Here is a 19990-nt window from a genome sequence, read left to right as displayed (position 1 = left end):
AACTACTCCGCGCCGGTGCCGATCACGCCGCCGTCGGCGATGATGGTCTGGCCGCAGATGAAGTTGCCGGCCTTCGAGGCGAGGAATACCGCGACGCCGCCGATATCGTCGGGCTGGCCGATGCGCTTAAGTGCGGCCTTGCTCTCGTTGGCCTTTCGGATCTCGGGGTTGTCCCAAAGCGCCTTGGCGAAGTTGGTCTGGATCAGGCCGGGCGCAATGCAGTTCACCCGGATGTTGTGCTTGCCCCACTCCATGGCGAGCGACTTCACCAGGTTGATGTCGGCCGCCTTGCTCATGTTGTAGGCGGCGATGTGCGCCGAGCCGACCAGGCCGCCGATCGACGAGACGATGATGAATACGCCGTCCTTCCGTTCCGCCATCTCCGGCCCGACCATGTTCATCAGGGCGATGTTCGACATGACGTTGTTCTGCATGATCTTGAGGAACACCTCCTCCTTCAGGCCGCTGAGCGGACCGAAGTACGGATTGGAGGCCGCGTTGCAGACCATGATGTCGATCCTGCCGTAGGTCTTGCGCGCGAAGTCGACGAGCGCCTCGAGCTGCGCCCTGTCGGAGATGCTGGCCGCGACCGCGGTCGCCTCGCCACCTTTGTCCTTGATGCCCTTCACGACCTCCTCGCAGGCCGGCAGCTTGCGGCTGGAAACGATCACCTTGGCGCCGTGCGCGGCCATCTGCTCGCAGATCGACCGGCCGATGCCGCGGCTGCCGCCGGTTACCACCGCTACCTTGCCGGAAAGATCGAACATCATGAGCTGCTCCTCGCTTCATTTGACGAATAGTGCAATCAACTCAACATGCCCCGCCCAGAGGAACTGGTCGATGGGTTTCAATTTCTCCAATCGATATCCGCCGTCCTGCAGCACACACGCGTCGCGGGCGAAGCTGCCGGGATCGCACGAGGCATAGACGATGCGCGGCACCGTCGAGCGGGCGATTTCCGCGACCTGCGCGGCCGCACCCGCGCGCGACGGGTCGAGCACGACGGCATTGAAGGCGTCGAGCTCCTTTGTGCCCAAGGGATTGCGGAACAGGTCGCGCCGTTCCGCGCTCACGCGATTGCCGCCGATCCTGCGTGCCGCCGCATCGACCGCGGCGACCGACGGCTTGTCGCTCTCGAACAGCGACAGGCGGCCCGGCCGCCCGAGGGTCAGCGCACCGATGCCGGCAAACAGATCCGCGAGCTTCGGCGCGTTCCCGATCCAGGCATTCACCGCGGCGCGCATCGTCGCCTCGCCGCGCTTGGTCGCCTGCAGGAAGCCGCCCGGTGGCGGCTCGACCGTGGCGTCGCCCAGGATCAGCAACGGCGTGCGGAGGGTCACGATCGGCTCGGGCGCGGCCCGATCGCCCCAGCTCAGGCGCGCAAGGCCCGCGCGTTCCGCGAACCCGACCAGCGCCTGCCGCCGGTCGATCGACAGCTCGAGCCGCTGGTGCGGCCGGATCAACACGTCGAGCCCGCTGTCCGTGTCGTTCGCGACCGCATCGGCGGCGGCACCATCCGGCAGAATCCCGGCAAGCGCCGCACGCAACGGATCGAGCAGCGCCGTGAGCGATGGCCGCGCGATGACACAGGTCCCGACATCCACGACCCGCGCGCTCGCCCGCTCGTGGAACCCGGCCAGCACCCGCCTGCCCTGGCGGCGCAGCACGAAGTCGACGCGACGTCTTTCGCCCGGCTCGCCGAGCAGCGGTCGCTCGAAGGCCGGCGCCGCGACGCCGCGCTGCTTCAGCGCGCGCTCGATCAGGCCGACCTTCCAGGCGGTGTAGGCATCGCGCCGCCAGTGCTGCAGCGCGCAGCCGCCGCAGAGGCCGAAGTGGGCGCACGGCGGCGTCTCGCGGTGGCGCGACGGCGCCAGGACCTCGATCAGCCTGGCCGCGATGCCCTCGCCGCGTCTGTCGATCGGCTCGGCTTCGACGACCTCGCCCGGTAGGGTAAAGGGGACGAAGTAGCGTTCGCCGCCCTGCTCGGCGACGCCGTCGCCGCGCGCCCCGATCTCCAGGATGTCGAGCTTCAGCGGCATGGCCGCTGCTACCCCAGCCAGCTCGTCGCCGGTCGCATCTCGCCGACCAGCAGACCGACCACGTTCCTCACCGGCGGATGGAGCAGCTCGTCCTTCTTGTCCGACGGCAGGACACCGAAATGGCCGAGCAGCGTCGCCATCGCGACCTCGGCGGCCCGGCCCGCGCCGTCCCACATCTTGAGCGCGATACCCAGGCCCAGGGCCGGGAGCATGCCGCAGAACACGCCCTCCGCGCCGGTCTTGATCTGCGCCGTGCCCGGCAGCAGGGCGTTGATGCGGGTGCAGAAGCGGCCGGTGCCGGCCATCATGAAGGGCTCGGCACTGATCGCCGCGCGGATGCGCGCGGCGGCCTCGGCGTGCTTGTTCGAGAGCCGCGACGGCTCGGCCATGTTCGCCATGGCGCGTGCCAGGCTCCGCAGCGGCGTGGCCAAGGTGGGGATGCCGCACCCGTCGGTGCCGTAGGCGAAGTCGTCGGCGTTGCTGCCACACAGGTCGGTCATCACCGCACGCAACCGCTTCTGCACCGGGTGGTCGTACTTGATGTAGCCCCTGGTCGGCTCGCCGAAGGCGACGGCGGTGCTGAGGAAGCCGCTGTGCTTGCCCGAGCAGTTGTTGAAGGCGGCGGTCGGCAGGGCGTTCTCCTGCACCAGCTCCTCGATACTGGCTTGCAGGCGCGGCGGATGGGTGCCGCATTCGAGGTCGCCCTCGTCGAGGCCGATCGTCTTCAGCCAGGCGCGCACCGTCTCGACATGGCGCTTCTCGCCGTTATGGGAGGCACAGGCGAGCGCGATGTGCTCGTCGCCCAGGCCGAAGCGCTCGACGGCACCGCTCTCGACGAAGGCCATCGCCTGGATCGGCTTGTTGGCCGAGCGCGGCAGGATCGGCGCGTCGATGTCGCCCCACGACGCGACAACGGTTCCGTCCGGCTTCACGACCGCGGCGATGCCCTCGTGCCGGCTCTCGACCAGTGGCCCGCGCGTTACTTCGATGACGACCGGCCAGGCGCTCATTCTTCCCGTTCCAGCTTGATGACCGTCACGTTGTCCTGGTGCGGCTCGCCGACCGCCAGCACCGCCGCGATCAGTGCGTGCACCGGTCCGCCCGCTCCCGCCGCGATGCCGTCCTCGTCGAGGCTCTGCACCCCGTCGCTGCACAGCAGCAGCCGGGCGCCGGGCCGCAGCTGTCTGGTGCCTTCGTCGATCAAGGTCAAAGGGTTGCCCATCACCGCCTCGCGTAGCGTGTGGCGGCCAGGATGGTTGGCCGCCTGCCGGGGGGTAAGCAGGCCGCGCGCAACCATCGCGTCGATCTGTGGCGCCATCGAGTGGTCGGCGTTCACCCGCTCGATCCTGCCGTCGGCCACGAGATAAAGTGGCGAGTCGCCGACGCTGACCCAGCGCATCTCGTCACCCGCCACGGTCACGGCCACGAAGGTCGCGCCCATGTTCGTGAGATTCTGGTCGCTCGCGGCCTTCTCGCCGACTGCCCGGTTGGCCGCCTGCAAGGCCGCGCCGAGTCTCGCGCCTCTTCCGACCGACACGACGGCGGTGTCGACGGCGACCTTCGAGGCGATCTCGCCGCCCGCATGTCCGCCCATGCCGTCAGCCAACACCGCGAGCAGGCTGCCGTCGGCGAGCTGCTTCACGGCCCAGCTGTCTTCCTGATACGGACGGGCGCCCTGGTGTTGAGCACCCTCGCCTCGCCACCGGCTGGTCATGTCTAGTGCCAGATGGCCGGGAGCTTGTGCAGGCCGCGCAGGGTGAAGGTGCCGCGCCAGTCGGGCGTGTCCTTCTCCGGCAGCTCGAGATCCGGAATCCGCTCGACCAGGGCAGTAAAGACCAACTCGGCCTCGAGCCGCGCGAGCTGAGCGCCCAGGCAATGATGGATGCCGCCACCGAACGACATCGGCCGGATGTTCTGGCGCCCGACATCGAGCGTCTCGGGATCGGCATAATGCGCCGGATCGCGGTTGGCCGCGCCGAGCAGCATGATCACGCTCTCGTTGGCCGGCAGGGTGACGCCCCCGACCTCGACTTCGGTCGTCGTGACGCGCCCGGTCATCTGCACCGACGAGTCGAAGCGCAGCAGCTCGTCGACCGCGCCCGGGATCAGTGACGGATCGTCCTTCAATCGCTGCCACTGATCGGGCGAGCGATGCAGCGCCAGCAGGCCATTGCCGATCAGGTTGGTCGTGGTCTCGTGGCCAGCCCCGAACAGCAGGCCGATATTGGCGCGCAGCTCCTCGCCCGACAGGCGGTCGCCCGCCTCCTCGGCCCGCACCAGCTCGGTGGTGAGGTCGTCCTGCGGCTCGCGGCGGCGCAGGTCGCAGAGCTGATCGAAATAGGCGTTGCCCATCACCGTTCCGGCATTGGCGCGGTCGAGCTCCTCGCGCGTCATCGGCGCGGGATCGAGGATGCGGCCCGACACGTTGCTGCCGACCAGGAAGGCGGCTCGGTGGTCCTCCGGAATGCCCAGCATGTCGCAGATCACGATCACTGGCAGGCGGTGTGCGAGATCCTTGATCACGTCCATCGCGCCATGATCGACGACGCGATCGAGCTGCTCGTCGACGAGCTTGCGGATGCGCGGCCGCATGTCGGCGACTCGGCGGGCGGTGAAGGCCTTGGTGACCAGACTGCGTAGGCGTGTATGGTCCGGCGGATCGAGCACCAGCATGGTGCGCGCGAGATTGGCAATCACCGGCTCGTCCATGCGGCTGTCGCCGTAGCGGCGGGTGATGTTGCCGGCGAAGTCCTTGCCGAAGCGCCGGTCGCGCAGCGAGAAAGCGACATCGTCGTAGCGGCTCAGCAGCCACAGGCCCTGCGGCGTCCTGAACACCGGCGCCTCTTCCCGCAGCCGGCGGTAGAACCGGTAGGGGTCGGCGATGAAGGCCGGCGACAGCGGGTCGAAAACCAGCGGTCCCTCAGGCAGTGACGGCGGCGTCATCTCGTTCATGGCCTCCTTTACCACGATCTACCTTCCCCCGTCTGCGGCGGAAGGAGGTCATGCGATCCTTGCTCCCGGCAGATTGCCGGCGCGAGGAAGACCCCTTCCGGCACTGCGCACCACCTTCCCCCGCAGACGGGGTAAGGCATGATTTGCGACGGAGGTGAAGCCGCATTCATCATGCGCTAGCATCGGTCCAATGTTCGCCTTGACCCAGGGACTGCGCCGCGCCGTTCAGATTCGCCCCAAGGGGCCCTCCACTGCCTTCGTCTCCCGGCGGCGGATCTGGGAGCAGACCGTCGAGCGGGTCGCCCGGGTCGCAGGGGCGCTGGAGGCCCTGCACATCCGGCGCGGCGACCGGGTGGCCATCCTGGCGCTCAACAGCGACCGCTATTTCGAGCTGATGTATGCCCTGCCCTGGATCGGCGCGGTCATGGTACCGCTCAACACGCGGCTGGCGGCACCCGAAATCGAATACATCCTCGAGGACTCCGGCGCCGTGGCCCTCTTCGTCGACGCCGCGATGGCCCACCACCTGACCGCTCTCGACGGCAGGATACGCGGCGTGCGCGAGGTAATCTGGCTCGACGACATCGCCTCGCCCGACGGCATGCTGCATTACGAGGACCTCACCGCCTACGAGCCGACCGACGATGTCGAGGCAGCCAACGACGATCTCGCCGGCCTGTTCTACACCGGCGGCACGACGGGCCGTTCCAAAGGCGTGATGCTCACCCACACCAACCTGGTGGTGAACGCGATGAACGCGGTCGCCGGTATGGGTTTCACCGCCGACACTGCCTACATCCATTCCGGCGCGATGTTCCATCTCGCCGATGGCGCCTCGACCTTCGGCGTCACCCTGGCCGGCGGTCGCCACGCGTTCGTGCCGCGCTTCGAGCCGGTCGAGGTGCTGCAGACCATCGCCCGCGAGAAGATCACGCACGCCCAGTTCGTGCCGACCATGATCAACATGCTGGTCAACCATCCGCGCTTCGCGGAGTTCGACCTCTCGCTTCTGTCCTTCATCCTCTACGGCGCCTCGCCGATGCCCGAGGGCGTGTTGCGCAAGGCGATGGAGGTGATGCCGCACGTCCGGCTGATGCACGGCTATGGCATGACCGAGGCGTCGCCGATCGTCACCCTGCTCGACCCGCGCTACACGACGCTCAATGGACCCTATGCCGGCCGCCTCAAATCCTGCGGCCAAGTCGCGCTCACCTGCGAAGTCAAGGTGGTCGACAGCGCGCGCCAGGAGGTGCCGCGCGGCACCGCGGGCGAATTGGCGATTCGCGGCGCCAACATCATGAAGGGTTACTGGAACAAGCCGGCCGAGACCGCCGCCGTGATCGAGGACGGTTGGTACTACTCCGGCGACGGCGCGATCATGGACATGGAAGGCTTCGTCTATATCGTCGATCGGCTGAAGGACATGATCATCTCGGGCGGCGAGAACGTCTATTCGGCGGAAGTCGAGAATGCGATTTCGCTGATGCCGGGCGTCGGCGAAGTCGCCGTGATCGGCATCCCCGACGAGCGCTGGGGCGAGACGGTGCATGCGATCATCGTCCCCAAGCAGGGCGTGACGCTCACGGCCGACGAGGTGATCGCCCATTGCCGTGAGCAGATAGCTGGCTACAAGTGCCCACGCGGCGTCGACTTCCGCGACACGCCGCTGCCGCTCTCCGGTGCTGGCAAGATCCTCAAGCGCGAGCTGCGCGAGCCCTACTGGAAGGGCTTTACCAAGGCGGTGAACTGACGCGATGGCTATCCCTCCCTATTACGACTGGATCGCACACCACGCCTATCGCCGGCCGCAGCAGCTTGCCGTCAACGACCTGCAGACCAGTCGGACCTTTACTTACGCCGAGCTGCACCGCCGCACCGACCGGCTCGCCGCGTGGCTCGCCGCGCAGGGCATCGGCAAGGGCGATCGCGTAGCGCTCCTGGCGCCCAACTGCCCGGAATATTTCGAGCTCCAGTTCGCCTGCGGCCGGCTCGGCGCGATCATGCTGCCGCTCAACTGGCGGCTCACTGTGCCGGAGCTCGCCTACATCCTGGGCGATTCGACGCCGAAGCTGCTGATCCACGACAAGTCGTTCGCCCAGCAGGCCACGGCGCTGTCGAAAGACCTGCTCGAGATCGATCCCGGGAACCCGGCCAGTGCCTACGAGTGCGCGCTGGCGTCGGGTGCGCCCATTCCCGCGCCCGTACCGCTGACGCACGACGATATCGGCATGGTGATGTACACCTCGGGCACCACCGGGCACCCGAAGGGCGCGATCATCACCCACGGCATGGTATTCTGGAACGCCGTCAACCTCGGCATCCCGGCGATGATCTCGCCGCAGACCGTGCAGCTCGTGATCCTGCCGCTGTTCCATACCGGCGGGCTCAACTGCTACGCCAATCCGGTGCTGCATGCCGGCGGCGCGATCCTGATCATGCGCGCCTTCGAGCCCGGGTTGGCGCTCGACTACCTCTCCGACCCCGCGCTCGGCATCACCCACTTCTTCGGCGTGCCGGCGCCCTACCAGTTCATGATGCAGCATCCCAAGTTCCAGAGCGCCGACCTCTCACGGCTCAAGATCTCCGGCGTCGGCGGCGCGCCCTGCGCGCTCGCCATCCTCGAAGGCTGGCAGGCGCGCGGCGTGGCGCTGATCCAGGGCTGGGGCATGACCGAGACCAGCCCGGCCGGCACGATGCTCGATGCCGCCGACGCCATCCGCAAGGCAGGCTCGGCCGGCAAGGCAATGATGCACACCGCAATCCGTATCGTCGACGACCACGGCAAGGACGTGCCGCAGGGCGCGATCGGCGAGCTGCTGATCAAGGGGCCCAACATCACGCCGGGCTACTGGAACAAGCCGGAGGCGACGGCGGCCGCCTTCACCGACGGCTGGCTGCATACCGGCGACGCCGCGCGGCTCGACGAGGAAGGCTTCGTCTACATCGTCGACCGCTGGAAGGACATGTACATCTCGGGCGGCGAGAACGTTTACCCGGCCGAAGTCGAGAACGTGCTGTTCCAGCTTCCCCAGGTCGCCGATGCCGCCATCATCGGCGTGCCCAACGAGCGCTGGGGCGAGGTTGGCATGGCGATCATCGTGCGCAAGCCGGACCAGCCGCTCGAGGAAGGCGACGTCATCCGCCACTGCCTGGGCCGCCTCGCCAAGTTCAAGGTCCCTCAATCGGTGACCTTCGTCGACGTTCTGCCCCGCAACGCCACCGGCAAGGTCCTCAAGCGCGAGCTGCGCACCCAGTTCGTCGGCACGGGCAAGCCGGCGATCACGTAGCGACGCATCACCACGCGCCAGAAGACAGACGACGGGACACAGCCATTTCTCGAGACGAACTGATGCCCATCCAGCGGCCGTCGCACCGCGCGCGCTCCGTTCACTACGCAAACGGCTGGGCATTCGGCGGTCTCACTTAGTATCGGCGGCGCCAGGCGGCGACAGGCTGGGCCGCCTTGCGACCATGCTACGCGGCGGACGCCATTTCGATATCGATGTGGATCCGCGCGAACGGGCATTCCACGCCCTCTTCGATGCGCTCCAACAGGCCCAACTCGAGCAGGTCGGTGACATCTTCGTGCACGCGCTTGAGGTCGCGGCCAACCAAGCCGGCGATCCCCCGCATCGACATGGCGCCCTTCCCCTGCATCATCCGGACCAGCTCCCATCGCCGCTCCGTCAGGCGCCCGAAGAATGCAGCCGGTGTCTCGAAGGCCAGCTCCTCGCCCTGATAGGTTTTGGACTTGGCCTTACTGCCGGCTGCCCGCAGCCCGGCTTTCCAGTCCTGCCGCAATCGGATGGTGAGAGTCCGCTTCGTCATGTCATCCTCCGTGCGGCGTCCACCGCTGCGATGAAATCCTCGATCAGCCGATCAACCGTCGTGAAGGCATAGGGCAGTTCCTTGCCGTCGACATGCATGGGGTCGCCCTTGCCGCGCTCGTTGTCGAAACCGACGATCCGCACGCCAGCGACGATGTATACGGCCCGGTACTTGAAAGGGTGCTGGCTCGGCGGTACCGGCGCCGGCACGCGCCAGATCACCAGCTCGACGATCTCGCCCTTCGCGAGAATGGTCTTGGACCGGGTAATCAGCGTTGCCTTCGCGTTGGCAAGAATGCCAACGCATCCGAGTGTTGTCAATAATGCCAACGGCGCAATGCCGCTTCCGACTGGCAGACCGAGCCTATCGGTACTATCAGTCGTCTCAATCAAAGCATGAAGGGCCGCGTGGAGAGGCCTTAGGAAGAGTGCCTATGCAATGGCTCTGTCCGAGACTGGGAGCAACGGCGACAGCTACACCAGCGGCACGTAGTCGTACTCGCCGATGCCCTGCATGATCAGGAAGGTGAGCGACGCCTTTCCGGCGTTCGTCACCAAGTGCGGCCGGCCGGCGACCGCGACGAATGTTTCGCCGGGCTTCAGCCGGACTTCTTCCTTGGGGTTCTGCAGGAAGAGCCGCATCTCGCCTTCGAGCACATAGAACGTGTCGGCGATGTTGGTGTGGAAATGCCAGGGCACGGTCTGCGTCGGCGAGAGCTGCAGCTCGCTGATGCGGAAGCCGGGACGTTCGGCGTGCCTGGCGCGGCGCTCCACCTCGTAGAGGTGGCTGGCATCCTTGACTGGCTGGAGGCGTGTCGTGGCTGTCATGAGAAAAGCTTAGACGCGGCGGGCCTTACCGACAAGGACAAGCCCGCACCGCGCTGATAGACAGTTGCGCCATGCTGACCATCTACGGCGTCTACCGCTCCCGCGCCTCGCGCAACATCTGGCTGGCCAACGAGCTCGGACTCTCTTTCGAGCATGTGCCCGTCATGCAGCGCTATCGCCTGCCCGACCCGCCGCCCGCGGGCGTCGTGCATACCAAGTCGCCCGAGTTCCTGAAGGTCAATCCCAACGGCCACATCCCGTCGATCGACGACGACGGGCTGGTGCTGCACGAGTCGCTCGCGATCAACCTCTATCTCGCCAAGAAGCATGGCGGCCCGCTCGCGCCGGCCAACCTCGCCGAGGATGGCCAGATGTCGATGTGGTCGCTGTGGGCCGGGATCGAGATCGAGGGTCACGCCATCAGCATCCTCTACCATCGCGTCAACAACGCCGGCCGTCCGATGGACCCGAAGATCGCCGACGAAGCGGTCGAGGCCCTGCGCGGCCCCTTCGCGGTGCTCGATGCCGCGCTGGCCAAGGACGGATATCTCGTCGGCAGCCGCTTCACGGTCGCCGACATCAACGTCGCCGAGGTGGTGCGCTATGCCAAGGCCGCGCCCGAACTGTTCGCCGAGGCACCGCACGTCGAGGCATGGCTCGCGGCCTGCCAGGAACGGCCAGCCTTCAAGAAGATGTGGACCGCCCGCGACAGCGAGCCGGCATAGGAGCTTCCGCCAATGCCCACGAAAGTTGCCCTCGTCACCGGTGCGGCGCGCGGCCTCGGCCTTGCGGCGGCGACTCGCTTCCTCGACGACGGCTGGCAAGTTGCGATGCTGGACATCCTGGGCAACACGCTGCGCGCCGCCGTGAAATCCCTGGACCGCACAGGCCCCGCGCTGGCTCTCGAGGCCGATGTCTCCGACCCGGCAGCGGTTCAGGCCGCTGTGCAACAAACCCACCGGCAGTTCGGCCGCATCGATGCGCTGGTCAACAATGCAGGCATCGCGGTGTTCAAGCCGATGCTGGACGTTACGCTGGAGGATTGGCAGCGCGTGCTGGCGGTCAACCTGACCGGTCCCTTCCTGATGACCCAGGCGGTGGCGCCGATCATGCGCGACCAAGGTGGCGGCGCCATCGTCAACATCACCTCGATCTCGGGCCTGCGTGCTTCGACGCTTCGCGTTGCCTACGGCACCAGCAAGGCCGGGCTCGCTCATCTCACCAAGCAGCAGGCCGCCGAGCTCGCGCAGTATGGGATCCGCGTCAACGCCGTCGCGCCGGGACCGGTCGATACCGCCATGGCCAAGGCCGTGCACACTCCGGAAATCCGGGCCGACTATCACGACCATATCCCGCTCAACCGCTACGGCTTGGAGTCGGAACTCGCCAACGCGATCTGCTTCCTGTGCGGCGACCAGGCAAGCTACATCACCGGCCAGGTGCTGGCGGTGGATGGCGGCTTCGATGCTGCCGGCGTCGGCCTGCCCACGTTACGAGGCGAGCGGCGGAATCAGTGAGCTCGCTCCCTCGATCACTGCTTCTGGAACTCGAAGTCGCAGATGATTTCCGGATGTCTCTGGGACAATGTCATCCGGTCGCCGCTGATCCGGCCCGACATGGGGAGCCGGTCTGCGGGCGAAACAGCACGGCCTCCAGGAGACCGGCGTCGCGCAGGCCGGGTGAACCGCCGTAGCGTTGGATCAGATCGGCATGAATGGCGAGTGCGTCGGCAAGCGTGAGATAGTCGGTCACCGCGCCAGCTTTTTGTACAGCTCACCGTATTGCTCGTGGCTGCGCTCGTATGCGGTCAGCACATGGAAGCGCGGTTTGCCCAAGCGGCGCTTCTCCAACAGGTCAGTCAGCGCCTCCTCGATGACGGACTGCAACTGCCGTCCCTTTTTCTCGGCTACGCGCCGCACGGTCGCGAGCGTCTTGGCATCGACCTGGGTGGCAAATTTATCGCGGCTGTTGGAGGCCATACTTCAGCTCCTCCTAGTTCCACAGTACTACATCATGATAAATCATGATGTAAGCTCGAGCGGCCAACCTGCACCTGCGCTTGCGACGGAAGTCACCCCTTGACCGATCCGGCCGTCAGTCCGGCGACGTAGTGCTCGACGAAGAACGAGTAGATGATTGCCACCGGGATCGAGCCGAGCAGCGCGGCCGCCATCAGCTGGCCCCAGTAGAATACGTCGCCCTTGACCAGCTCGGCGATGGCGCCGACCGGCACCGTGCGCACCTCGCTTTTGGTCAAGAATATCAGGGCATAGAGGAACTCGTTCTGCGCCAGGGTGAAGGCGAAGATGCCGGCCGAGATGAAGCCCGGACCGCACAGGGGCAGCACGATCTTGATCAGGGTCTGCAGCCGGCTGGCGCCGTCGATCCGGGCGGCGTCCTCGAGCTCGACCGGCACGGTGCGGAAATAGCCGAGCAGGAGCCAGGCGCAGAACGGTATCAGCAGGGTCGGATAGGTCAGGATCACCGAAGTCAGCGTGTCGCCGAGGCCGAGCCGGTTGATCAGGTCGGCCAACGGCACGAACAGCAGCGGCTGCGGCACCAGATAGGTCGCGGCGATGGCGAAGGACACCAGCGTCGCTCCGGCAAAGCGCATGCGCGCCAGCGGATAGGCGAGCATGGCGCCGAACAGCAACGAGATCGCCGTCGAGATCGCCGCTACCACGAAGGTGTTCCAGGTCCACTCCAGGAAGTTGGTCTCTGTGAGCAGGTCGACGTAGTGCTTCAGCGTCGGGTTATGCACGATCAGCGGCATGACCTTGCGGTTGTAGAGTTCCTGGTTCGACTTCAGCGAGGTAATCGCCATCCAGTAGAACGGGAACAACGCGAACAGCAGCGACGCGCCGAGCGGCAGCCACAGCTTGAGCACGCGCATCTGCCAGCCGCCGCGCTCCACCGTCATGACCTGCTCCTCACGACTTCGAAGGCCGCATGTAGATCGCCATGGCAAGGATGATCAGGGCCAGCGGCGGTACCATGGACAGCGCGATGGCCGCGCCCTGGCCGAACTGGCCCGCGCCCATGGCAATGTCGAAGGCGTAGGTCGCGAAGACATGGGTGGCGTTGGCCGGCCCGCCGCGGGTCAGGACGTAGATCAGCTGGAAGTCGGCGAAGGTGAAGATCACCGAGAACATGGTGACGATGAAGATCACCGGCTTGAGCAGCGGCAGGGTGACGTAGCGAAAGCGCTGCCAGGCGCTGGCGCCGTCGATGGTGGCGGCTTCGTAGAGTTCGGGCGAGATGGTCTGCAGGCCGGCCAGCAGGGTGATGGCGTAGAACGGCAACCCCCGCCAGGTGTTGACCACGATCAGCGAGAACATCGCGAGGTATGGATTGCCGAGCCAGCTCGGGCCGGGATTGGCGAGGCCGGTGTACGCCAGCGCCCAGTTGATCACGCTGAAGGCCGGATCGAGAATCCACTGCCAGGCGATGGTCGACAGCACCGTCGGCACGATGAACGGCAGCAGCAGCAGCGCGCGCGTCAGGTTCCTGAAGCGGAAATTCTGGTTCATCACCAGCGCAAGCCCGAGGCCGCCGACCATCTTCAGCAGCGTCGCGGCGACGGTGTAAACGATGGTGTTGAACACCACGAGCCGGAATACCGGGTCGTGCCAGGCGGCTACAAAATTGTCGAGGCCGATGAATTCGCCCGCCTTCGCCACTGGCCGGTTCTGCAGGCTGATCCAGATGCCATAGAAGAACGGGTAGCCAACCAGCGCCACCAGGAAGGCGACGGGCGGCGCCACCATCAGCCAGCTGAACACGCCTTCGCGTTCCAGCCAGCGTCCGAACGAGAACGCGGGACGCCGGCGCCCCAGCGCCGGCGCTACTGCTGTCGTCATCCGCCTACGCCTGCTTGTAGATCTGCTTCAGCTGTCCCTTTGCGTCGGCAATGACCTCCTTGGTCGACTTGCCGGCACAGGCCTTGGCGAACATGTCGATGATCACGAACTTGGCGATGGTCTCCGACTGCGCCCGGCTGAGTGGCGCCGGCCAGCCTGGAAGATGCGCGGTCTTGAGCGCATCCCGGTACGGCAGGTTGCGCGGCTCGACCTTCCACATCGGCGCATCGTCATAGGCATGCAGGAACGGCTGGTAGTAGGTGACAGCCACGTCATACCAGGCGCCGGCCTGCTCGGGCTTCATCAGCCAGCGCAGGAAGTCCTTCGCCGCTTTCTGATCCTGCGTGTGCGTGAAGATCGAATGGCAGAGCGGATTCAGCATGTGGAAGCGACCCTTCGGCCCCTTCGGGTTTTCCGACTGGTCGATCACCTTTGCCATGTCGGGAAAGTCCCTCTTGGCCGACCACAGGATCGATTCCGCGTTGTTGGTGCAGGAGATCTGCTCCGACAGGAACGCCTTGTTGTTGTTGACGTCGGTCCAGCCGAGGCAATCCTCGAGCATCGTCTCCTTGTATAGCCGGCGACAGTAATCGATTGCCCGCGCTGTCTCATCCGAATCGATCACGATGGTCTTGCCGTCGGCCTCGACCTCGCGGGCGCCGTAGGACCACAGCAGTGGATAAAGCCAGCCGTGGTTGTCGCCGAAGCCGTGACCGAGCTCGAATCCGAACGGATGGCCGGCCTTCTTGAGCTTGATGCCGGCCTCGAGCAACTCGTCCCAGGTATCCGGAAACTTGTCGTAACCGGCCTGCTTGAACCAGTCGGTGCGCCAATTCATCAGCTGGCCAATGTTGCCGAAGGGAATCGACTTCCATTTGCCGTTGACGACGACCGCTTCCGCCGCCGACTCGTACCAGCCGCCGGATTCCTTGCCGATCTCCGCGGCGATGTCGCTCACGTCGACGAATTTCTCGTCGAACAGGAAGGCCCAGTTGAAGCCGATTGCGGTCATGTCCGGGCCGGTGGCATTCTCGGCCGCGGTCGTGACACGGGTCTGCAGGCTGCCGACGCTGACCACGTCATAGTTGATCTTGATGCCGGTCAGCTTTTCGTAGGCGGTCGCCAGCTTGTTCTTGAAGAAGGCATCGTACGGCGGCACGAACGAACTCTCATGCATCATCGTCATGCTCTTCGGCGCGGCCCGTACGATGGACGGGGCGAGCAACGTGCCGGCGGCACCAAACGCTGTACGCTTAAGGAATACTCGACGCGACTCACGGGAAGAAACGCGCATAACAACGCCCCCCTTTTCTTGTCGATCAGGAAGCATAGCGGATGCGAATGGAGTCCACCACCCAGATGGTGTGCTTGCGTGCTGAAAATCGAACAGCGCCTTCAGCGAGGCGAAGTGGAAGGACCTGTTCCTCGATTTCAGCGGAGGCGAATGGGCCCCTTGGCTAAGCTCGGGACGACGAAGTCGTTAGATCAACTGGTCGGCGCCAGCTCGACCCGGGCCTTTGCGGCCGCGATTGCTTCGGGCGAAAATTGCTCGGAATACTTGAGCACGAGATGCTCGCCAGTCAGCTCGGGCATGCCTTTCGCCACCAGGATCTCGTACACCTCGTTGGCAGTCTTGCTCGTGACCCATTCCTGGAGGAGGTGGACGACGCCCTTGGTCCTGGCCTTCAGCCGCGTCGGGGTGGCGCGTGTCGCGCGGCCGTTCCGCTCGGACAGAAAATGCTCGTAGGCGGCCAGCATCTCGTAGAAGTCGCGGTGCAGCGGATCGGTCTGGTCGGCGCCCTCGAGCACACAGAGCCGCCGGAAGGCGTCGCGCCAGACGTCGTCACGGCCCAGGCGCTTGGCGTTCACCATCAGGGTGCGGAGATCTGCAGCCACCGTGTAGTCGGCGACCGGCTTGGCCATCGTCTGACGCAGCACGCCGGGCGCCTTCTCGACCGGCTGCTGCTGCTGCTTGCGCGCATTGTTCTTGGCCATGGTCTGCTCCTGCACATCTTCCCAGGCACGGGTGTGTGCATGAGAGATCATCGTATCACACGCTTTGCCCCGGCCGTCGACCCATGCGCCCAAACCGCCTAGGGCTCGGTCGACCGAAAGGCGGGTTCCTCCGCGAGCTTGCGGGCATGGGCGTGCAGGCCCGGCATCTCGGTCGCGGTGTCGACGTTGAGCCCGAAGCGCGCCAGCCGCTCGGCCACGAAGGCCGTGATGTCCGCCTGGGTCAACCGGCCCAGCATCAGGTACGGCGCCGCCGGATCGACCATCGCCTCGACCGCGACAAGAGCGCTCCGGACCTGCGCCCTACAGTCGTCGACCCAGGGCTGGTGCAGCTTCTCTACTGGCGTGTGATTGCGATGGTAGGCCGCCTGCAGGCCCTTGGCGCAGGCGCCGGTCATGATCGCCGCAACCCTCAGCACTGCCCGCCGCTCCGCTCCCGCCTTGGGCACGGTGGGCCTGTCGCCGCCGTATCTCTCGTCGAGGAAGTCGACGATCGCGCCGCTGTCGATCAGCGTCTCGCCATCGTCCAGTACCAGCGCCGGGATGCGGCCGAGCGGATTGTGCCGCCGCACCTCGTCACGATTGCCGAAGCCCGAGAGGCAGCGCTGCTCATAGGCCACGCCAAGGGCGGCGAGCGTGATCGCCACCCGACGTGTGTAGGGCGAGCGGTTGACGCCGATCAGCAGCATCTCAGGCCGCCAGCACGAGGCGGTTGACCGACGAGGCGAAACCGAAACTTTGGTAGAAGCGCTGGGCATCGCGGTTGAAGTCGTGCACCGCCACCTCGACATGGGTCGCGCGGCGCTGGCGCGACCATTCGACAACTGCCGCGAGCAGCCGGCGTCCGATCTTCCGGCCGCGCTGGTCGGCGCGCACCACCAGATTGTCCAGCTCGATCACCTTCCGTGGCACCGCGCCGGAGAAGCCCGACGGCGCGCGGGTCAGCAGCACGGCAAGGCCCACGACCCCCTGCTCGCTCTGGGCGACAAGCACCGTCGAATCGGGCTGCGCAAGCCACTGGGCGATCTGCTCGCGCGTGCGCGCCGGCGGCGGGAAGGCCTGGAACATGTCCGGCCGGGCCTCTCGATGGAGCTCGTCAAGCTGGTCGAACAGCCCGCACAACTCCTCGTAATCGCGCAGGCTCGCCAGCCGCACGCGAATGGGAAGCGGTTCTCGTTCCGCCTCGTCCTCGATTATTTCTGCGATCGACATCTCGTCCTCCGTCTGCGGTACCGCCCGCGGCCCGGAGGCCTGTCTCAGAAACTCAGAAGCCGCCGGGATGCGGCGGCTTCGTTGAGTCATGACCCTTCGCGCCGCCTATGTGAGCGACGTAAAATACCAACCCTTGTTGAGGATCTTCGGAGCCATAAATGATCGATAGCTCCGTCAGACCATCACTGTCAACGGTATTTGATATCACTCATTTTGGACATCAAAGCATCAAACGCCATATGTTTTGATGTATGAGAACCACCTTGACCCCGGATCCGGATGTCGCCGCACGGCTCAAGCGCCTGCGGCAACGTCGCGATGTGACTTTCAAGGAGGTCGTCAACGACGCCTTGCGGGAAGGGCTGCGGGCTTTGGAAGAGAAGCCAAAACCGAAGCGGAGGGCTTGGACAAAGACGCTTTCCCTGGGCGGCTCGCTCATCGGCCCCTTGGATAACGTCGGCGAGGTGCTGGCCATCGCCGAAGGCGATGCCTTCAGGTGATCATGGTCGATGCCAATATCCTGATCTACGTATCCGATGGCGATAGTCCCCAATATGCCAAGGCTCACAGCTGGCTGGAGGACAAGGTGAACGGATCGGCGCGTGTTGGGTTGCCTTGGACCTGCCTGCTCGATTTCATGCGTATCGTCACCAATCCACGGGTCATGTCACGACCCGCAGCCATGACCGCTGCGCGTTCTCAGATTCGGACTTGGCTCGAATGCGACTCGGTATGGATTCCGGCACCTTGAGAACGACACGCAGAAATCCTCGATGGATTGCTCGCATTGCCGGGTATTCATGGCAACCTCGTCATGGATGCCCATATCACCGCCCCTGCAATCGAGCACGGCCTGGAGATTTGTTCAACCGATGCGGACTTCATGCGATTTCCGAACGTCCGCTGGACCAACGCGCTGTATGTCTAAGGAGATGATGTCCTCCCTCTCCTCCGCCGCGCCCTGGTGGCGGCCCAGCACCGGCCGGCTGCTCGCGATCCGCGGCGGCACGCCGCTCGTCGGCAGCTGTCCGATCAGCGGCGCCAAGAACGCCGCGCTGCCGCTGATGGTGTCGGTATTGCTCACGCCGCACCTCGTCAGCTTGCGCAGCGTGCCGGGCAATCTCGATGTCGCCGTGCTGGCCTCCCTGTTGCAGCGCCTGGGCTGCGAGATGCACTGGTCGTCCACCGAGGTGGGCCTTGCAGTGACCATTGCTGCCGATCGCATCCAGCCGGCACATATCGACCGCGACCTCGTCTCCCGCATGCGCGCCTCGGTCTTGCTGCTCGGCGCCCTGCTCGCCCGGTGCGGCGAAGCGCATCTGCCGATGCCGGGCGGCGATGCGATCGGGCTGCGCGGCATCGACTTCCATGTCGCGGGCCTGCGCGCCATGGGCGCCGTGATCAGCCTCGACGGCGGCACCATCCGGGCGACGGCGCCGCATGGCCTGCAGGGCGCCGATATCCTGCTGCCGCAGCCTTCCGTCGGGGCGACCGAGAACCTGTTGCTTGCCGCCGTCCTGGCCAGCGGGCGGACGACAATCCGCAATGCCGCACGCGAACCGGAGATCGCCGACCTCGCAGCCTGCCTGACGGCGATGGGCGCCCATATCGCCGGCATCGGCAGCCATATGCTGACGATCGACGGCGGCCATGCGTTGGCCGGCGCCGTGCACACCGTCCTGCCCGACCGGATCGAGTTCGGCACGCTGGCCTGCGCGGCTGCTGCCACCGACGGCGAACTGATGCTGCCCAATGGCCGTGTGGACCTGCTCGGCGCCGCCGCGCCGCTTCTCGACGCAGCCGGCGTCGAGATGCGCGAAGTCGACGGCGGCGTCGTCGCCCGGCGCGCCGCCGGCGGCCTGCGGGGCATCGATGTCACGACGGGCCCCTATCCCGAGTTCGCAACCGATCTGCAGGCACCGACCATGGCATTGCTGGCGCTCGCCACCGGCGCAAGCGCGATCACCGAGACGGTGTTCGAGCAGCGTTTCCGCCACGTCGATGAACTGCGAAAGATGGGTGCCGACATCTCCGTGCGCGGCCGGACAGCGCTGGTGCGCGGTGTGGCTCGGCTGCAGGGCGCATCGGTGACCTGCACCGACGTGCGCGCCGCCGCCGCGCTCGTCATCGCCGGACTGAACGCATCGGGCGAGACGACCGTCGGCGGGCTCGATCACCTCGATCGCGGCTACGATCGGATGATAGAGAAGCTGGCGGCCGTCGGCGCGGACATCGTCTGCTCCGACGGCAACGGCTGATTACTCAGCGGCGACGGCCATCGCCTGCTTGAGGCCCGGCATGGTGAAGCCGAGCTTGTCGAGCTTCTCGATCATGTCCTGGCCGACCTTGGCATCGATCTCGACCAGCGGCGGACGGACCGGCATCCAATGCGAGTCGTCGCCGTAATGGGCGATGCAGTACTTCAGCGCCGGGATCATCACGTAGCCCTGCATCACGCCGCGGACCTCGTTGATCCAGCCCTGCAGCGTCTCCCCCTCGGGCGTCGCGTACTTCTTGTAGGTCTCGGCGATCTTGCCGGGATTGATGTTGGCGGTCGCGCTGATGCAGCCCGCGCCACCCGACTTGATGTTGTCGATCAGCGGCTTCTCGTTGCCCGAGAATACGTCGAAGCCGTCCTTGGCGAAGGCGTCGATCATGCTCTTGGTGTGCGCCCAGTCGTCCGAGCTGTCCTTCATCCCGGCGATCTGCTTGGGATAGGCCTTCATCAGCCGCTCGACCAGCTTGTGGGTGATCGGCACGGCAGAGACCGGCGGGATATGGTAGAGATAGACGCGCAGGCGGTCGTCGCCGACCCGCTGCACCACCTCGGAGAAGAAGCGGAACAGCCCCTCCTCCGGAACGCCCTTGTAGTAGAACGGCGGCAGCATCAGGACGCCCGAGACACCCAGCTTGGTCGCGTGCGCACTGACCTCGGCCGCCTCGCTGATTGAGCAGGCACCGGTGCCCGGCATCATGCGGTCGGTCGGCACGCCCGCCGAGACGATGGCATCGAGCAGGGCCATGCGCTCCCGGGCCGACATGGAGTTGGCCTCGGAGTTGGTGCCGAACACCGCCAGGCCGCAATCCTGGCTCAGCAGCCACTTGCAGTGAGCGATGAAGCGTCCGACGTCGGGCGACAGGTCGCGCTTGAAGGGAGTGACGACGGGCGAAAGAACGCCTTTGATCCGCGCTGCGGCCATGATTTTAATGCTCCAGGGAATGGCGCACCTTTCTTGCAACGAAGCGCCGGAGACGTCCA

Annotated in this window: 24 protein-coding genes; 7 read left to right on the top strand and 17 right to left on the bottom strand. The window is 65.9% G+C overall.

Going from position 1 to position 19990, the window contains the following annotated elements:
* Positions 1-2 precede the first annotated feature (2 nt).
* From ACQY8M_RS24055 to ACQY8M_RS24035, 5 genes are all read right to left on the bottom strand, one after another.
* On the bottom strand, positions 3-770 hold the full coding sequence (locus tag ACQY8M_RS24055; RefSeq protein ID WP_428660718.1) for an SDR family NAD(P)-dependent oxidoreductase: 768 nt from the start codon (positions 768-770) through the stop codon (positions 3-5).
* Between the two features lie 15 nt (positions 771-785).
* Positions 786-2039 carry a class I SAM-dependent RNA methyltransferase gene (locus ACQY8M_RS24050; RefSeq protein WP_428660716.1) on the bottom strand — a complete coding sequence of 418 codons (1254 nt, stop codon included), beginning with the start codon at positions 2037-2039 and terminating at the stop codon, positions 786-788.
* An 8-nt stretch (positions 2040-2047) separates the two neighbouring features.
* Positions 2048-3049 (bottom strand): asparaginase, encoded by a 1002-nt coding sequence (locus tag ACQY8M_RS24045; RefSeq protein WP_428660713.1) that lies wholly within the window; start codon positions 3047-3049, stop codon positions 2048-2050.
* Positions 3046-3681 (bottom strand): PP2C family protein-serine/threonine phosphatase, encoded by a 636-nt coding sequence (locus tag ACQY8M_RS24040; RefSeq protein ID WP_428660711.1) that lies wholly within the window; start codon positions 3679-3681, stop codon positions 3046-3048. Before ACQY8M_RS24040 ends, ACQY8M_RS24045 begins: the two co-directional genes overlap by 4 nt.
* Positions 3682-3755: 74 nt before the next feature.
* Positions 3756-4991: a cytochrome P450 gene (locus ACQY8M_RS24035; RefSeq protein WP_428660708.1), complete on the bottom strand. Its 1236-nt coding sequence runs from the start codon at positions 4989-4991 to the stop codon at positions 3756-3758.
* Positions 4992-5181: 190 nt separating this feature from the next.
* On the opposite strand from ACQY8M_RS24035, the gene ACQY8M_RS24030 reads away from it, so the two are divergent.
* Both ACQY8M_RS24030 and ACQY8M_RS24025 read left to right on the top strand, forming a co-directional pair.
* Positions 5182-6741: an acyl-CoA synthetase gene (locus ACQY8M_RS24030; RefSeq protein WP_428660705.1), complete on the top strand. Its 1560-nt coding sequence runs from the start codon at positions 5182-5184 to the stop codon at positions 6739-6741.
* 4 nt (positions 6742-6745) lie between these two features.
* Positions 6746-8278, top strand: coding sequence for an acyl-CoA synthetase (locus ACQY8M_RS24025; protein WP_428660703.1), 1533 nt, complete (start codon positions 6746-6748; stop codon positions 8276-8278).
* A 187-nt stretch (positions 8279-8465) separates the two neighbouring features.
* On the opposite strand, the gene ACQY8M_RS24020 is transcribed toward ACQY8M_RS24025, so the two are convergent.
* From ACQY8M_RS24020 to ACQY8M_RS24010, 3 genes are all read right to left on the bottom strand, one after another.
* Positions 8466-8819 (bottom strand): hypothetical protein, encoded by a 354-nt coding sequence (locus ACQY8M_RS24020; protein ID WP_428660700.1) that lies wholly within the window; start codon positions 8817-8819, stop codon positions 8466-8468.
* A complete protein-coding gene (locus ACQY8M_RS24015) occupies positions 8816-9211 on the bottom strand; it encodes a toxin-antitoxin system TumE family protein (RefSeq protein WP_428660697.1) in 396 nt (131 codons plus the stop codon). Before ACQY8M_RS24015 ends, ACQY8M_RS24020 begins: the two co-directional genes overlap by 4 nt.
* Before the next feature lie 81 nt (positions 9212-9292).
* Positions 9293-9646 (bottom strand): cupin domain-containing protein, encoded by a 354-nt coding sequence (locus tag ACQY8M_RS24010; protein ID WP_428660695.1) that lies wholly within the window; start codon positions 9644-9646, stop codon positions 9293-9295.
* 71 nt (positions 9647-9717) lie between these two features.
* Between ACQY8M_RS24010 and ACQY8M_RS24005 the strand changes: the two genes are divergently transcribed.
* Both ACQY8M_RS24005 and ACQY8M_RS24000 read left to right on the top strand, forming a co-directional pair.
* Positions 9718-10371 (top strand): glutathione S-transferase family protein, encoded by a 654-nt coding sequence (locus ACQY8M_RS24005; RefSeq protein ID WP_428660692.1) that lies wholly within the window; start codon positions 9718-9720, stop codon positions 10369-10371.
* 12 nt (positions 10372-10383) lie between these two features.
* Entirely contained in the window at positions 10384-11163 is a 780-nt protein-coding gene (locus tag ACQY8M_RS24000; protein ID WP_428660690.1) for an SDR family NAD(P)-dependent oxidoreductase, read from the top strand.
* A gap of 70 nt (positions 11164-11233) precedes the next feature.
* Here ACQY8M_RS24000 and ACQY8M_RS23995 read toward each other — a convergent pair whose 3' ends face one another.
* The 8 genes from ACQY8M_RS23995 to ACQY8M_RS23960 all read right to left on the bottom strand — a co-directional run bounded on the left by ACQY8M_RS23995 (position 11234) and on the right by ACQY8M_RS23960 (position 16731).
* A complete protein-coding gene (locus tag ACQY8M_RS23995) occupies positions 11234-11398 on the bottom strand; it encodes a hypothetical protein (RefSeq protein WP_428660688.1) in 165 nt (54 codons plus the stop codon).
* Positions 11395-11625, bottom strand: a complete 231-nt coding sequence (locus tag ACQY8M_RS23990) for a hypothetical protein (protein WP_428660685.1) — start codon at positions 11623-11625, stop codon at positions 11395-11397. The genes ACQY8M_RS23995 and ACQY8M_RS23990 overlap by 4 nt, the downstream gene beginning before the upstream one ends.
* Before the next feature lie 92 nt (positions 11626-11717).
* Positions 11718-12566 carry a carbohydrate ABC transporter permease gene (locus ACQY8M_RS23985; RefSeq protein ID WP_428660682.1) on the bottom strand — a complete coding sequence of 283 codons (849 nt, stop codon included), beginning with the start codon at positions 12564-12566 and terminating at the stop codon, positions 11718-11720.
* A 10-nt stretch (positions 12567-12576) separates the two neighbouring features.
* Positions 12577-13506 (bottom strand): carbohydrate ABC transporter permease, encoded by a 930-nt coding sequence (locus ACQY8M_RS23980; protein WP_428660679.1) that lies wholly within the window; start codon positions 13504-13506, stop codon positions 12577-12579.
* A gap of 4 nt (positions 13507-13510) precedes the next feature.
* On the bottom strand, positions 13511-14692 hold the full coding sequence (locus ACQY8M_RS23975; RefSeq protein WP_428660676.1) for an ABC transporter substrate-binding protein: 1182 nt from the start codon (positions 14690-14692) through the stop codon (positions 13511-13513).
* A gap of 299 nt (positions 14693-14991) precedes the next feature.
* Entirely contained in the window at positions 14992-15501 is a 510-nt protein-coding gene (locus ACQY8M_RS23970) for a hypothetical protein (RefSeq protein ID WP_428660673.1), read from the bottom strand.
* Between the two features lie 98 nt (positions 15502-15599).
* Complete coding sequence (locus tag ACQY8M_RS23965; protein ID WP_428660670.1) at positions 15600-16208, bottom strand: glutathione S-transferase family protein; 609 nt, start codon at positions 16206-16208, stop codon at positions 15600-15602.
* 1 nt (position 16209) lies between these two features.
* Positions 16210-16731: an N-acetyltransferase family protein gene (locus ACQY8M_RS23960; protein ID WP_428660667.1), complete on the bottom strand. Its 522-nt coding sequence runs from the start codon at positions 16729-16731 to the stop codon at positions 16210-16212.
* Between the two features lie 263 nt (positions 16732-16994).
* On the opposite strand from ACQY8M_RS23960, the gene ACQY8M_RS23955 reads away from it, so the two are divergent.
* The 3 genes from ACQY8M_RS23955 (at position 16995) to murA (ending at position 18989) form a co-directional block, all read left to right on the top strand.
* Complete coding sequence (locus ACQY8M_RS23955; protein ID WP_428660664.1) at positions 16995-17231, top strand: hypothetical protein; 237 nt, start codon at positions 16995-16997, stop codon at positions 17229-17231.
* Complete coding sequence (locus ACQY8M_RS23950; RefSeq protein ID WP_428660661.1) at positions 17228-17482, top strand: hypothetical protein; 255 nt, start codon at positions 17228-17230, stop codon at positions 17480-17482. The genes ACQY8M_RS23955 and ACQY8M_RS23950 overlap by 4 nt, the downstream gene beginning before the upstream one ends.
* Positions 17483-17663: 181 nt before the next feature.
* The gene (murA, locus tag ACQY8M_RS23945; protein ID WP_428660659.1) at positions 17664-18989 is read left to right on the top strand and encodes a UDP-N-acetylglucosamine 1-carboxyvinyltransferase; all 1326 of its coding nucleotides are present in this window, start codon (positions 17664-17666) and stop codon (positions 18987-18989) included.
* On the opposite strand, the gene ACQY8M_RS23940 is transcribed toward murA, so the two are convergent.
* The gene (locus ACQY8M_RS23940) at positions 18990-19931 is read right to left on the bottom strand and encodes a dihydrodipicolinate synthase family protein (RefSeq protein ID WP_428660656.1); all 942 of its coding nucleotides are present in this window, start codon (positions 19929-19931) and stop codon (positions 18990-18992) included. It lies immediately after the preceding gene.
* Positions 19932-19990 lie beyond the last annotated feature (59 nt).

Origin of the sequence: Reyranella sp. (assembly GCF_965279465.1) — a bacterium.
In the GTDB taxonomy this organism is placed as follows: domain Bacteria; phylum Pseudomonadota; class Alphaproteobacteria; order Reyranellales; family Reyranellaceae; genus Reyranella.
The sequence above is the reverse complement of the archived record's forward strand: the minus strand, read 5'-3'. Positions and strand labels throughout refer to the sequence as shown.